At 45.0% G+C, this 14,196-nt stretch carries 13 protein-coding genes, 2 tRNA genes and 1 pseudogene; 8 read left to right on the top strand and 8 right to left on the bottom strand.

Annotated elements, in window-relative coordinates; all coding sequences use genetic code 11:
- Positions 1-5: 5 nt before the first annotated feature.
- Both ppsA and QZZ22_RS07150 read left to right on the top strand, forming a co-directional pair.
- Positions 6-2,420, top strand: coding sequence for a phosphoenolpyruvate synthase (gene ppsA / locus QZZ22_RS07155; protein ID WP_292463726.1), 2,415 nt, complete (start codon positions 6-8; stop codon positions 2,418-2,420).
- A 260-nt stretch (positions 2,421-2,680) separates the two neighbouring features.
- Positions 2,681-3,289, top strand: coding sequence for a superoxide dismutase (locus QZZ22_RS07150; protein WP_292463725.1), 609 nt, complete (start codon positions 2,681-2,683; stop codon positions 3,287-3,289).
- 39 nt (positions 3,290-3,328) lie between these two features.
- Here QZZ22_RS07150 and QZZ22_RS07145 read toward each other — a convergent pair whose 3' ends face one another.
- Together QZZ22_RS07145 and QZZ22_RS07140 are read right to left on the bottom strand one after the other, a co-directional pair.
- The gene (locus QZZ22_RS07145) at positions 3,329-5,608 is read right to left on the bottom strand and encodes an ATP-binding protein (protein ID WP_292463724.1); all 2,280 of its coding nucleotides are present in this window, start codon (positions 5,606-5,608) and stop codon (positions 3,329-3,331) included.
- Between the two features lie 348 nt (positions 5,609-5,956).
- Positions 5,957-6,031 (bottom strand) — tRNA-Arg (locus QZZ22_RS07140).
- 158 nt (positions 6,032-6,189) lie between these two features.
- Here QZZ22_RS07140 and ilvE point away from each other — a divergent pair.
- From ilvE to QZZ22_RS07110, 6 genes are all read left to right on the top strand, one after another.
- On the top strand, positions 6,190-7,068 hold the full coding sequence (ilvE, locus tag QZZ22_RS07135) for a branched-chain-amino-acid transaminase (protein ID WP_292463723.1): 879 nt from the start codon (positions 6,190-6,192) through the stop codon (positions 7,066-7,068).
- Between the two features lie 185 nt (positions 7,069-7,253).
- Positions 7,254-7,502: a sodium:proton antiporter gene (locus QZZ22_RS07130; RefSeq protein ID WP_292463722.1), complete on the top strand. Its 249-nt coding sequence runs from the start codon at positions 7,254-7,256 to the stop codon at positions 7,500-7,502.
- 6 nt (positions 7,503-7,508) lie between these two features.
- Positions 7,509-9,425 (top strand): molybdopterin biosynthesis protein, encoded by a 1,917-nt coding sequence (locus QZZ22_RS07125; RefSeq protein ID WP_292463721.1) that lies wholly within the window; start codon positions 7,509-7,511, stop codon positions 9,423-9,425.
- Between the two features lie 68 nt (positions 9,426-9,493).
- A complete protein-coding gene (locus QZZ22_RS07120; protein ID WP_292463720.1) occupies positions 9,494-10,585 on the top strand; it encodes a GTP-binding protein in 1,092 nt (363 codons plus the stop codon).
- A 56-nt stretch (positions 10,586-10,641) separates the two neighbouring features.
- Positions 10,642-10,714, top strand: a tRNA-Gln gene (locus tag QZZ22_RS07115).
- 210 nt (positions 10,715-10,924) lie between these two features.
- Complete coding sequence (locus QZZ22_RS07110) at positions 10,925-11,140, top strand: hypothetical protein (protein ID WP_292463719.1); 216 nt, start codon at positions 10,925-10,927, stop codon at positions 11,138-11,140.
- On the opposite strand, the gene QZZ22_RS07105 is transcribed toward QZZ22_RS07110, so the two are convergent.
- The 6 genes and pseudogenes from QZZ22_RS07105 to QZZ22_RS07080 all read right to left on the bottom strand — a co-directional run bounded on the left by QZZ22_RS07105 (position 11,133) and on the right by QZZ22_RS07080 (position 13,962).
- Positions 11,133-11,513 carry a putative zinc-binding protein gene (locus tag QZZ22_RS07105; protein ID WP_292463799.1) on the bottom strand — a complete coding sequence of 127 codons (381 nt, stop codon included), beginning with the start codon at positions 11,511-11,513 and terminating at the stop codon, positions 11,133-11,135. The two genes, QZZ22_RS07110 and QZZ22_RS07105, sit on opposite strands and share 8 nt — an antisense overlap.
- Positions 11,514-11,556: 43 nt before the next feature.
- Positions 11,557-11,787 carry a thioredoxin family protein gene (locus tag QZZ22_RS07100; RefSeq protein ID WP_292463718.1) on the bottom strand — a complete coding sequence of 77 codons (231 nt, stop codon included), beginning with the start codon at positions 11,785-11,787 and terminating at the stop codon, positions 11,557-11,559.
- Positions 11,788-11,835: 48 nt separating this feature from the next.
- Positions 11,836-12,525 (bottom strand): metallophosphoesterase family protein, encoded by a 690-nt coding sequence (locus QZZ22_RS07095; protein WP_292463716.1) that lies wholly within the window; start codon positions 12,523-12,525, stop codon positions 11,836-11,838.
- Between the two features lie 19 nt (positions 12,526-12,544).
- A complete protein-coding gene (locus tag QZZ22_RS07090; protein WP_342765089.1) occupies positions 12,545-13,558 on the bottom strand; it encodes a permease in 1,014 nt (337 codons plus the stop codon).
- Between the two features lie 166 nt (positions 13,559-13,724).
- A pseudogene (locus tag QZZ22_RS07085) lies at positions 13,725-13,835 on the bottom strand (hypothetical protein); the annotation flags it as partial.
- Between the two features lie 13 nt (positions 13,836-13,848).
- Complete coding sequence (locus QZZ22_RS07080) at positions 13,849-13,962, bottom strand: hypothetical protein (RefSeq protein WP_292463798.1); 114 nt, start codon at positions 13,960-13,962, stop codon at positions 13,849-13,851.
- Positions 13,963-14,196: the final 234 nt, after the last annotated feature.

The following is a 14,196-nucleotide window of genomic DNA, read 5'->3' as shown; positions in this document are numbered from 1 at the left end:
AAACAATGGGAAATAACAACTATATCCGATGGTTCAAAGACATAACTATAGAAGATGTTCCTTCAGTCGGAGGTAAAAATGCCTCTATAGGGGAGATGTACAGGGAACTGACAGGTAAAGGCATTAAAGTGCCTAACGGTTTTGCGATCACTGCGGATGCCTACTGGCATGTTCTCAAATCTGCGGGCGCGCTTGAGGAGCTAAAGCAGACCCTTCAAGGACTGGACACCGAAGATGTACGCGACCTTTCCATAAGAGGGAAAAAGGCAAGGAATGTTATTCTCAACGCAGATATGCCTGATGACCTTTGGAATGAGATCAAAGCGGCTTATGATAAACTGAGTGAGCAATACGGCCCTGATGCCGATGTGGCAGTGCGCAGCTCGGCAACCGCGGAGGACCTGCCCAATGCTTCATTTGCGGGCCAGCAGGAAACATATCTGAACATACATGGGTATCATTCCCTGAAAGATGCATGTGTCAGGTGTTTTGCTTCACTTTTCACTGACAGGGCCATTTCCTATCGTGTCAATAATAAATTTGACCATTTCAAGGTTGGGCTGTCTATAGGAGTAATGAAGATGGTGCGTTCGGACCTTGCCTCCAGCGGCGTTATGTTCACCATCGATACTGATAGCGGGTTTGAGGACGTTGTGTTCATAACTGCTGCCTACGGACTTGGAGAGAATATTGTGCAGGGACTTGTCAACCCTGACGAATTTTATGTGTTCAAGCCTACACTGAAAGAGGGTTATAAGTCAATTATCGACAAGAAACTGGGCGAAAAGGAAATAAAGATGATTTACGGGCGTGGTGATTCACGTATACTCACCCGCAATGTGGAAGTTCCGGAAACGGACCGAAAAAGTTTCTGCATCGACAATAAGGAGATACTCCTTCTCGCACAGTATGGAGTTACCATTGAGGAACATTACTCCAATAAAAATGGAAAAAAGATGCCAATGGATATCGAATGGGCGAAGGACGGTGAAACGGGAGAATTATTCATTGTGCAGGCAAGGCCTGAGACTGTGCAGTCCCAGAAAAAAAAGGATGTCCTTGAAACCTACTATCTTGACCAGAGATCTTCGGTTATTGTTACCGGCAGAAGCATCGGCCGCAAGATAGCAGCAGGCAGAGTACATGTGATCCCTGATGTTTCGAAGCTCCCGTCCTTTAAAGCCGGGGAGGTGCTTGTGGCAGATACCACAACACCTGACTGGGAGCCGATAATGAAGAAAGCTGCCGCAATCATTACAAATAAAGGCGGAAGGACCTGCCATGCAGCCATTGTCAGCCGTGAGCTGGGCATACCGGCTGTGGTGGGTGCCGCAGGCGCCACTGAGAAGTTAAAGACAGGTATGGAAGTCACTGTCAGTTGCACTGAAGGAGATGTCGGGAAGATCTATGAGGGCATACTCGATTTCCACACTGAAAGCCTTGACCTGAAGGACCTGGAGAACACCAGGACAGAAGTAATGATGAATCTCGGAAATCCGGAAGAAGCTTTTTCCCTGTCCATGATCCCAAATAGCGGTATTGGTCTTGCAAGGCTTGAGTTCATTATCTCAAGTTACATACAGGTGCATCCTATGGCACTGGTGCATCTGGAAAGAGTTGCTGATTCAAACGATGCTGAGGAAATTGAGAGACTCACAAAAGGTTACAGCAGCAAAGAAGATTATTTTGTCGAAAAGCTCTCCTTTGGGGTTGGCACCATTGCAGCTGCATTCTATCCCAATCCTGTGGTCGTGCGTATGAGCGATTTCAAATCAAACGAGTACGCAAGCCTGCTGGGAGGTAAGTACTTTGAGATAGAGGAAAGCAATCCAATGCTGGGATTCCGTGGTGCTTCACGCTATTACGATGAGCGCTACAGGGAAGGGTTCGCACTTGAGTGCAGGGCGATGAAGAGAGTGCGGGACGAGCTGGGTCTTACAAATCTGATCCTTATGATACCTTTCTGCAGACGTGTTGACGAGGCGGGTAAAGTGCTTGCGGAAATGAAAAAACACGGGCTTGAAAGAGGAAAGAATGACCTGCAGGTGTACGTGATGTGCGAGATACCTAGCAACGTGCTCCTGATAGATGAGTTCAGTAAATATTTTGATGGCTTTTCGATAGGTTCCAATGACCTCACCCAGCTCACCCTTGGAGTGGACAGGGATTCGGACATACTTGCAGAGTCCTTTGACGAAAGGGATGAGGCGGTCAAGAGAATAGTTTCCATGGCCATACAGGGAGCAAAGCGCAACGGCAAGCATAGCGGGCTATGCGGGCAGGCACCCAGCGATTTCCCGGAATTTGCGGAGTTCCTTGTAAGAGAGGGCATTGATTCAATTTCCCTTAATCCCGATTCCGTGATGCAGATAGTGCCCAGGATACTTCAGACAGAAAGAGATATGGAGAAGCAGGGGTGAACTAAGCTCTGCTATTTGTAGCGATAGATTCGCTACATATTGTTTATATTTCCCACGATTCAAAACACTTATATGCGCTCAAATAATAAGTGAATAATAGAATCGTCTCTGAATATATACTGGCGATCAGTAGTGGGGAGATAGACTGCGGTTGAATGGAGCTGAAGCTATATACATGAGCAGGAAGTTCCTTGAAGAACGCAGTTCATTTTCCCGATTAATGGAAATACTGGAGAATTGAACATCGGAAGAGGGAGAAAATGGGGAAGAAACAATATACATTACCGGACCTGCCCTATGGTTACGCAGACCTGGAGCCATTCATGTCTGAAGAACAGCTAAGGACACATCACGATAAGCATCACAGCACTTATGTCAAAAATGCTAACTCGATTATTGAGAGTGTGGAGAAGGCAATTAAAGATGGTACTGATTACAACGTCAAGACCACAGCAAAATCACTGGCATTCAACCTTGGAGGACATGTCCTGCACAGTTATTTCTGGCCGAGCATGGGACCTTCGGATAAAGTTAGCAAGGAGCCTGTGGGTGAGATTGCCGACCAGATAAAAAGTGATTTTGGAAGCTATGACCGTTTCAAGAAGGACTTCACACAGGCAGCATCAACCGTGGAAGGTTCTGGCTGGGCAGTACTGACATACTGCAATGACATTGAAAAGCTTGCAATAATGCAGGTAGAGAAGCATAATGACGTTGTTTTCCCGGAGTATCCTATTCTTATGCCGCTGGATGCATGGGAGCATGCATTCTATATAGACTACAGGAACGAAAAAGCGAAATTCTTCGATGCATTCTGGAATATCGTAAACTGGGATGAAATTGATAATAGATTCAAGGCATTGAAATAATGTCTTTCTTCTTTTTTATAGATAGAAACTGGACTTGGATTAGGTTTTGTATCCTTGCCTGATGGGAATTGCAAAGGTGAAAATGCTTCCTTTTCCCGGGACGCTTTTGACACATACCCTTCCATCATGCATTTCTACGAATTTCTTTACCAGCACCAAGCCAAGGCCGGTTCCCTCATATGCCCGGTTTGTATCAGGATCCAGTTGTTTAAATGGTTTGAACAGTTCCTTTTGCTGCAGGTCAGATATCCCTATACCATCATCCTTGACGCTGACAGACATCTCGTTCACAGTGCAATTCAAAATTACTTCGACACTGCCGCCAGACGGAGTGAATTTTATTGCGTTGCTCAGCAGGTTGTACATTACCTGCTTTATTTTTAATTTGTCAGCATGAATTTCACAACCCGGACCTTGTGCTGTAGTAAAAAGACGGATATCTTTGTGTTTTGCAAGCGGCTCCATGGTTTGCATGAGCTCTAAAAGCAATTCGGATATCCTGAAAGTCTCAGTGTTCATATCCATTTTACCGGCTTCTATCTTCGATATGTCAAGGATGTCATTTATAATATTGAGGAGATGTCTTCCGCTTCGATTGATGTTGGAAGCGTATTGTTTCTGTTTCTGATCCAGCTCTGCGAACAGTTCAGAGGCAAGTATGTCTGAAAAACCGATTATGGAATTTAAAGGCGTGCGAAGTTCATGGCTCATGTTGGCAAGGAACTGGCTCTTTGTCTGGTTAGCTGACTCAGCCATCATTTTTGCTTCCACAAGGGCGCTTTCAGCTTCCTTATTTTCAGTAATGTCGAATATGATCCCCTGCAAAGAGAGAATGTTACCTTTGATGTTACGTTTTATCAGGGTCCTCTCGTCTACCCAGCGAACCTCTCCGGATTTGGTCAATATCCTGTATTCCTGCTGGAAATCACTTTCACTTTCTTCGATTTTGCGCTTAAGTTCATTTTGGACACGTTCACGATCTTCCGGATGGACAATATCCTGGTACCATATATGACCGCTTGTCAGTTCTTTTGGATGATAGCCCAGATTCCTTATACCATTGGAAACAAGCTCTATCGGCAATTCACTGGTAAAACTATACTTGAATACTATCACAGGACTGCTGTTTACCACATTTTCCATCTCTTTCATGGATATGCTGGACTTTTCCAGAGCCTCGAGTATGTCATTCAAGCCCTGGGGAATTTCCTTAAAATCAACATCAACATCTGTATTTGCCCTGATGGTCAGTTTCCCTTGCAAAGCTTCTTTGGAAATATCCTGAAAATCGCTGACAATCCTGCTTATCGGCCTGGTTATGGAATTTGCTATCAAGAAAGCCACTCCTCCCATAAACATTATGGCAATTGCGGAAATTGTCATAAGTTGCCGTTGAAGTTCATCGGCGCCTGCAAACATCTCTTTTTCAGGCACCACAAGTACGAAGGAAGATTCACCTGACCCTACAGGCTCATAGAACATCACAGCATACTCACCTGTGGTTGGGTCGATGGTTCTTACATAGCCACTATCACCGTCCCTGATATCTGCGGCCATTTTCATAAAGCCGGGATTACCGAACTCCTGAAGTGCACTGAAGCCGATCCATTCTTTTTCCAGGGGATGGGACATCAGTATTCCCGTATTGCTGACCATGAAAGCATAGCCGGTATCAAAAATGGTTACGTTGCTGACAATACTGTCGATGTAATCAAGTGAAAGATCCACTCCCCCGATACCTATGAAAGTCCCGTTATCAATTATAGGAGAAACAAAACTTACGATCAGGGCTCCTTCATAGAAATAGGGTTCTGTGATAACATCTATGCCAGAATGCTTAGGTGCCTGATAATAATCGGAGGCCTCATAATACAAAAGAGGATCAAGCCGGACAGACCCGTTAAGCTTGTTCCAGTAAGGGATGAACCTCCCGGTTTGATCATGACCCGGAGTCCCGGCATACTCGCTATCCATACCATCAAATGCATTGGGTTCATAGCAAACATAGGTGCCGAGCAGATCAGGATTATCCATAATTATCTGCCGTAGGATATTATTTACTTCACTCCGGTTCCTTCCATCGTACTGTTTCATTGTACTTGCAATTGTGCGTGACATAGCCATACTTGCCCGCATGTCCGTGTCAAACATGTTAGCATAATTCTCAGCCGTAGTCACTGACTGCTGGTAGGCAAGCTCTGTTTGCTGGTTCCTGACAGTCGAGGTAATAGCCATTGTGGCCCCGATCATAACCACTACAGTTCCAATGGTTATAAGGAACAACAATTTAGTTTCAAGCCCTATACTTTTCCATTTCATGCCTATTTTATATGTAAAATGCTTTTAAGTCGGCTTTCAACAGTTTTTGGAAATAGAAACTGCACATTTACTATAGAAATATCTACGTGTTTATAAATATTCTGATAGACATATAAATCTGTTTCTTCTTACCAGTTCATGCATATTCAAAAAGCAGGATTGCTAGTACAATATTAGTGATGTTATCTGATAATTAGAGAATATTTAACTATTATTGCTCTGTTGCTTGGTTTCCTTGAATTGTATTAAAAATATACTCATTGAGACTTGAAAATATATAAACAAAGAATGAAGTATTAGAAGAAGTTTACAAATAAGAATTTAAAGTCACTGTTAAAAAATAAAAAGCGATCCCGAAGGGATTCGAACCCTTGACCCTCGGGTTAGAAGCCCGATGCTATATCCTGGCTAAGCCACGGGACCACTTTAGATGCTCAGAGGTACGAAATAGGCGTTTATACATAAAAGCCTTTTGTATCAACAGGAGAGGTACTTAAGCCCGGATCAGGGAATAAGACCTGCAAATAGAAATATATAATAGTTTAGCATCAATTCTACCATCAATTTGATGAGGATTTATAATGAGCGAACTACTGATCTATTATAATGGCGAGTATGTCCCAAAATCGAAGGCTACGACATCAGTCTATGACCATGGCTTCCTCTATGGAGATGGTGTCTTTGAGGGTATAAGAGCATACAACGGACGTGTTTTTAAATTACGCGAGCATGTCGACAGGCTCTATGACTCTGCAACGGCCATAGCCCTGAAAATCCCCATGACCAAGGAAGAAATGGAAGAAGCGATCCTTGAAACTCTCAGGAAGAACAATCTCAGGGATGCTTACATCAGGCCTATAGTCTCACGAGGCAACGGCGACCTTGGGCTTGATCCCAGGAAATGTCCAAAGCCCAATGTATTCATCATCAGCCAGGAATGGGGAGCAATGTACGGAGACCTTTATGAAACCGGACTTACAGGAGTCACTGTCGCGGTCAGAAGGAACGCTGCAGATGCGCTTTCACCAAACATCAAATCACTCAATTACCTCAACAACATCCTTGCCAAGATAGAAGCCAATGAAAAAGGCGGCGATGAGGCAATCTTCTTTGACAGCAACGGTTATCTTTCAGAAGGTTCCGGCGACAATATATTCATTATAAAGAACGGAAAGGTCTACACACCACCGACGGTCAACAACCTGAGAGGTATTACAAGGGCAACTGCCATCGAATTATTGGAGGAGATGGGCACTCTGGTCCATGTTGAGAACCTGGGCATGTTCGACCTGTATACGGCAGATGAGATATTCGTCACCGGAACAGCTGCCGAAGCCGCTCCGCTTGTCAAGGTTGACGGGCGTGCGATAGGCACAGGAAAGCCAGGACCTATTACAAAGAAGATGGTAGAGGCTTTCAAACATATAACCCAGAATACAGGCACCCCTATATTCAAGTGAGCTTCTGTTGGAAGGATTCTTCCTTCCACATACTTTTTTTGAATTATGTCAGGCATTAACTAATTATATACTATAACAATTATATACAAATATTATAATAATATCCTGCTGAAAACACACTGGTTTTGCAGCAAGATAGCCCGTTAATATGTATATACATTATAAAACCTGACAGAGGGATAAGAATGGAAATAACAGGAGAGAAAGGCAAAGTAGTATTGGAGAACCTCAAATATCTGAATGATTCGGTAATGGCGATACTACTGCTTATGCCTGTGACCCTTTTGATAGTCTTTGAAGCTCTTGATGACAATCCTACCTTGAAAATGCTCTCTATTCCCACGTGGGCTGTGTACCTTTTGGGGCTCTGGTATGTTACTTCAAGGATATTCAAACTTAACAAAACGCTTATAGCATATCTTGAAGAAAAGTAAGAGCACATGGAACGTAAGGAATTCAGAGAGCTAACCCCTGTGGAAGATGCAAGAAAACTGGTAAGCCGGATAAAAGTACTTCCAGGAACCGAGTATGTACATATCGGCAATGCTACCGGGCGTATCCTGGCGGAGGATGTTCCCTCAGGTGTTGATGTGCCTGCATTTAACCGTTCTGTGAAGGATGGTTACGCCCTGCGCGCCAAGGACACTTACAAGGCAACAGAGCCGGAACCTGTCGCTCTCAGACTGACGGCATCCATACCTGCAGGATGTGCTGACAGGTTCTTTGTTAATGACGGGGAAACCATAGAGATTTCAACAGGTGCACCCATCCCGGAAGGTGCTGATGCGGTCATAATGGTGGAGCAGACGAAACAGACAGAAGATACTGTTTATATTTATCAGCCGGTGCACATTGCCGAGAATATCATGCGTGCAGGCTCGGATATAATGAGAGGGGAGCGTGTGCTCAGGAAGAATACCCGCATCGGTTCAAGGGAGATAGGAGTGCTGGCATCCATTGGCAAAATGGAAGTTCCTGTAAAAAAGCTTCTCGTGGGCATTATTTCAACAGGTGACGAGCTTATAGAACCGGGAAAAGAGTTGAAACCAGGAAAGATATTTGATGCAAATTCCTACGCCATAGCCGCAAATGTAGAAGAGTGCGGTGCAATACCCAGGATGTACGGCATTGTCCCGGATGAAAGTAAATTGATGGAAGAAGCACTTGACAGGGCGATAAATGAGTGTAACATTGTCCTGACCTCTGGCAGTACTTCAGCTGGTATCGGCGATATCATGTACAGGATAATAGAGGATAAAGGAGAAACACTAACTCACGGCATTGCCATCAAACCTGGCAAACCGGTCGTCATCGGAATGATCAATGGGGTTCCCACTATCGGATTGCCAGGAAACCCTACGTCTGCACTCAGCATATTCAATGAGTTCGTGGCGCCCATCATCTATAATTCGCTTGGGGTTGCGCCGTCCTTTAAAGCAAAGGTATCAGCGGTAATGGGAACCGGTATTCGCTCCGGCGGTCGTGAGGAACTGTTCCCTGTTGGATTAGTACGTGGCAGGGTGTATCCTGCGGATAAGACATCAGGAGCTATTACAACCCTGGCGGATGCAGATGGCACTATCGAGATAAAGGCGCAGACCGAGTACATCGAAGCAGGTAGCCCTGTAGAGGTTACCATGTTCGGTAATGCCAGAAGCCCGGATCTTATGTTTGTTGGCGGGCAGTGCCTTGGTGTGGATCTACTCGAGGACATGACCGGAAAAGTGATCAGGACCCTAAACATGGGATCCAGCGCAGGGTTCACCGCAATTGCAGGGGGCACCACTGATATTGCCGGCGTCAACATGCCTGATGCAGAAGGAGTGTATAATCTGCCGGTCATTATGAAAATGAGACTTTCGGGGGTTGTGCTTGTCAAAGGATACAGACGCGAACTCGGGCTCATCTTCCGCCCGGGAATCAAGGTAGCGGGACTTGAAGATCTGCCCGGCCTGCGTATGATAAACAGGAATCGGGGATCAGGGACAAGGGCTATACTGGAAAGGGAGATAGGGAGGCTTGCGGCACAAAAGGGCATTTCCAGAGCTGAACTTACAAAAACCATTGAAGGCTACAACTCCGGATCAAAGACACATCGTTCCGTATGCGATGCAGTAAAGAGCGGAAGAGCTGATGTGGGGTTCGGCCTGAAGGCTGCGGCAGAAGAAGCAGGACTTGCTTTTCTTTCAGTGACAGAGGACGAATTCGATTTTGTGATACGCAAAGATGTGCTGGAAGCCGGGGAAATCAAATCATTCCTATCAGTGTTGAGTTCAAATGAGTTCTCAGAGAAACTTCCTGCAGGGTTACGTACTTATGAGAGAACCGGTGAGATCATATCCTCGTCTGAAATATAACGATTTGAAGGGATAATTGGGATTTATCGGGAAATCTTTTTTAGTTTAGCACGGTATTGTAGGTGCAAATGAGCATAAACGAAGAAATAATATCAGTAGAGGAAGAAATCAGAAAAACGCCATATAACAAGGCTACTTCCTTTCATATCGGAAGGCTTAAGGCCAAACTTGCCCGTCTGCGCGACGAGGTAATCAAGAAGGCGTCCAGCAAATCCGGAGGAGAAGGATACTCTGTCAGGAAGTCAGGCGACGCTACCGTTACCCTTGTAGGTTTCCCCTCGGTTGGTAAATCCACCCTGCTGAACAAGCTCACCGGAGCCAATTCACAGGTGGGCGCCTATGAGTTCACTACACTTGATGTCATCCCGGGTGTGCTTGAATACAAGAACGCAACAATCCAGATACTGGACGTGCCGGGGCTTGTAAAAGGTGCCGCAAGCGGGCGAGGAAGAGGCAAGGAAGTTATTGCGGTGGTAAGGAACTGCGACCTTGTGTTGTTCCTGATGGATGTATTCCATCCCCAACACTATCAGGTGCTCACCCAGGAGCTTTACGATGCCGGCATACGCCTCAACCAGAAACATCCGGACGTAGTCATCAAGAGACAGGACCGTGGAGGTGTGACCATCAGCAGCACCGTTGACCTGGAAATGCCTGATGAGCTCATAAAGACCATCCTTGGTGAATATAAGATACATAATGCCCACGTTCTGGTGAGAGAGAGTATCAACGTAGACCAGCTCATTGATATAATCATGGGTAACAGAGTTTATGTCCCGGCTATAGCTGTGGTCAATAAAGTGGATATGGCGGATGAATACGTACTGAAGAAATGCAAGAGAGAATTTCCTGATGCTACCTACATATCCGCAGATAAGGAAAAGAACCTGCAGGAAGTAAGGGATGTCATCTACGATGCTCTGGATTTCATAAGAATATACCTGAAACCACAGGGAGGGCCTGCAGACCTGGAGGAGCCGCTCATCGTCCGTAGCGGTACAACGATCGGAGACATCTGTGACCGACTACATCGCGATTTCAGAAGAAAGTTCAGGTACGCACTTATATGGGGTAAGTCTGCAAAGCACCCCGGCCAGAGAGCAGGTCTTGACCATGTCCTGCGAGACAAGGATCTTCTTACCCTGATAATCGCAAAGTGAGCATAGTTTTGCATAACAAATAAGTACCATTATGCATTTATTGTGCTAATCAACGTAGTCCTGTAGGGTAGTGGTCAATCCTTTCGGCCTTTGGAGCCGAAGACCGTGGTTCGAATCCGCGCAGGACTACTAATTTTGATTAAACAATGCTGCCTAAAGATTACGCCCCTTACGAATATAAGCAGTGGTTCGGACATATCATCGACCTAGTAAGCAATATCCACACAGGGTGAAGAGAATCGTTCCAAAGAGTTATGCGTAGGAATATTTCTTTCCCCAGTCTGCAAACATAAAGATCAGTGCGCTACGAGCCGTATCTTTTTCTCAATCAAATGAAGCTTGTTCACAAACTCACCTACCCTGGAGACCGAGTACACCAGAAGCATTGAGAAGAATATTACCGGTAATGCTGTTGCAATTGCAAACACTGAGGGGATAATGATCGGATCTCCTGCAGCTGTTGGTGGTTGCCAGTGGGCAGGGGCTGATAGCAGTCATCAGCCACGAAATTCACCTTTGTTATTGGATTACGTTGTTCGGTCTGTTCTCAACTAGTCAATGCATCCCCTACTTTGGCCATGATCTCATTTACACCACTTTCCTGCAGATCCAGACTTCCACCCTTTTTCATGCCAAGTTCGGTTATCACTATGCTCTTATCTACTGTGAAGCCTGCACGTTCCAGTGACTTTTTAGCACAGACCAGAGGACAACCATCGATAGCAACTATCTCATCTGTCCCTTCGGTACTTTTTATAATGCCAGGAACATCGCCTCCGATACCGGCAGTACACATGATCTTGCCTCTTCCCTGTTTAGTAAGCTCAACTGCAACTTTGTTTGCCATCTGTCCTACATTGGAGCCACCTGCACATGCATATAATCCAATGATTGCCGCTTCACATGCACATTTTGCTCCTTGCGTCATTTTTAGTTCTTCTGCCACGATATATCCTCCGTTGTTCTGATACTTATGATAACCATTCCTTTACTTTCTCTATCGTCGGAACCTTCCCTGCGATCTTTACATCACCATCGATCACAACAGCAGGCGTGATCATCACTCCATAATCCAGTGCAGCATTTATGTCCTCAACTTTAACCACTTCAGCATCGACACCAAGTTCAGCTACTGCCTGCTCAACTATTTCCTTTGTCTTCTTGCACTTTGCACAACCTGTTCCAAGAATTTCTATTTTCATCATATCACCTTTGCTTATACAATTATCATATGGGAAGTGAATTTAACTTTATTTCCCTTTTTTTAATATTGAGATCAGTTCGTCCGCATGAAGCATATTCTTCCTGATCTTGTCGAAAACTGCTTCCATATCATATCCAACTCTGATGAACTCGGCCTGTAATGTATCGGTATCAAAAACCGCGCAGCTTGCACGGATATCCCCGTCTCTGGGCTGACCCACAGAACCTGGGTTTATCAAGGTAACATCCCCTACTTTCCGCGTGAAGGGAAGATGGGAATGGCCTATGAATAGGAAATCTGCATCAACTTCTCTTATATACTCCTTTACTGTTTCTTCCGGAGTATCCGGTCTTACGTAATCATAAAAGGACAGGGGGCTGCCATGGGTAAAATATAGTTTTACCCCGTTCTCTATCCTTTCATAATTCATAGGAAGTTTGCGAAGGAAGTCTATATGTTTATCATTTAAAATATCTCTTGTGTATTTTCGCGTTGCGATGGAAAGGTGCTTGTACTCGTGACCACAGCCGCATTCCATTCCAAAAGCTACTGAATTATCATGGTTTCCCCTGATTGTTGGTATATCCTGCTCTCTGAGCAGGTCGATACATTCACCAGGTGACGGCCCATAATCCACAAGGTCACCGAGGCAGATGACATCATCATGGGGCACAGCCATAACAGCGTCAAGAGCTTCTTTGTTTCCGTGGATGTCTGAAACGATCAATAACTTCATCCTTTACACCTTTTTTCACTTACAGCATATAATAGTCGAATACGAATCCTGAGACCATTGCCATGATTACGACCAGCACAATGTATGAAAGTCCCTTTTTAATGCCCATGACCCTGCTGATCACTATCATGCTGGGAAGACTCAGTGCCGGACCGGCGAGGAGCATAGAAAGAGCGGGGCCTTTAGCCATTCCGAGGATAGTAAGAGCACTGATTATAGGAACTTCTGTAAGCGTGGAGAAATACATTAACGCAGCAGCTACAGAGGCGATGAAGTACGACATGAAATTGCCACCACCTACGTATTTTACCACTACTTCGGAAGGAAGGAGCTCTACGATGATACCTGCGAAGAAAACGCCTATGAGCAGCAGAGGAGCTATCATCTTCACAAGGAACCAGGTTTCCTGCATCCAGCTTGCCCTTTCTTCTTTGGTGTACCATTTGAACGACAGATAAACTGTCACGGCTATGAGCGGAATTTCTATAAGGGCCAGGTAGGTCCAGGATTGTATGATCTCAGGGATCACAAGTATTGCCAGTAGCAGCAGGAAAATATAGGCCGTGTGGGAATGCTCCTCTCCATTGAATGTCTTGATCCCTCTATGTTCCTCTTTATTTCTTTCATATAGCAGTGCCATTGTCAGTCCAATCACTACCGATAGCAGAATCGCTGCTATTGCCCTGGCGACTCCAATATCATATCCCAGGATCTTTGCTGTATAGACAATAGCCAGAATATTGATGGCAGGTGCTGAGAACAGGAACGTGGTGGCTGGCCCGATTCCGGCACCTCTTTTGAAGATACCCGCAAACAGAGGAAGCACAGTACAACTGCACACCGCAAGCAGACAGCCGGATACGGCCGCCACCGAGTAAGAAATGTATTTTGGTGCATCAGCACCGAAGTATTTCAGCACAGATTCCTTGGAGAAGAGTGATGCAATGGCTCCGGCAAGGAAGAATGCGGGAATCAGGCATAACAGTACGTGCAAGGCCAGGTACTCCTGGACGGATTGCAAACCGACGTTCATTAGATGTAGGAGATAATCTTGGGTCATGTATTTCAATTATATTTGAAATAAAGTACTTAAATGTTTCTGTTTCAAAATTAGTTGAAATGGAAGCATCGTGGATAACGTACAGCATTATGCTCTTTACTTTAAGTTCGTGCTCGAGGTTGCGCGTACCAAAATGTGCAGACATTGCATAAGCCGATACCCATGGCTTAAATGCCTCTACATACCTTTGCACAGCCTCGGTATCCAAAGGATATTCTTCTTCCCCGTTTGTATCATGACCACCCGAAATAAAAGTTACACGATCAACAGGATAATCTTTGTCTGCCGGGTGTTCCCCCTACTAATATCAATCCTACTGACCTGCCTGTATTCTCAAGGAGGGCGTTTGTTGAGAGGGCAGTGGATACTGAAACCAGATTAACATCTTTCAGATAGTTACTGTCCAGTGAATCTAATATGTTTTTAATTCCTTATTGTATGCCCGGGTAAGTCGGAAATTTTTTAGCATCAACGATAACTTCATCCGGCCCCATTTATAATAAAGGCATCAGTGTAGGTTCCTCCGGCATCAATTCCTAAATCATAATGCATCTTATCACTATTTTAAATCTAATTTAATGGAGCAGAGTCTTTGTTTTCATCTGACAAGA

It is taken from the genome of Methanolobus sp. (genome assembly GCF_016278365.1).
GTDB lineage: Archaea > Halobacteriota > Methanosarcinia > Methanosarcinales > Methanosarcinaceae > Methanolobus.
The sequence above is the reverse complement of the archived record's forward strand: the minus strand, read 5'-3'. Positions and strand labels throughout refer to the sequence as shown.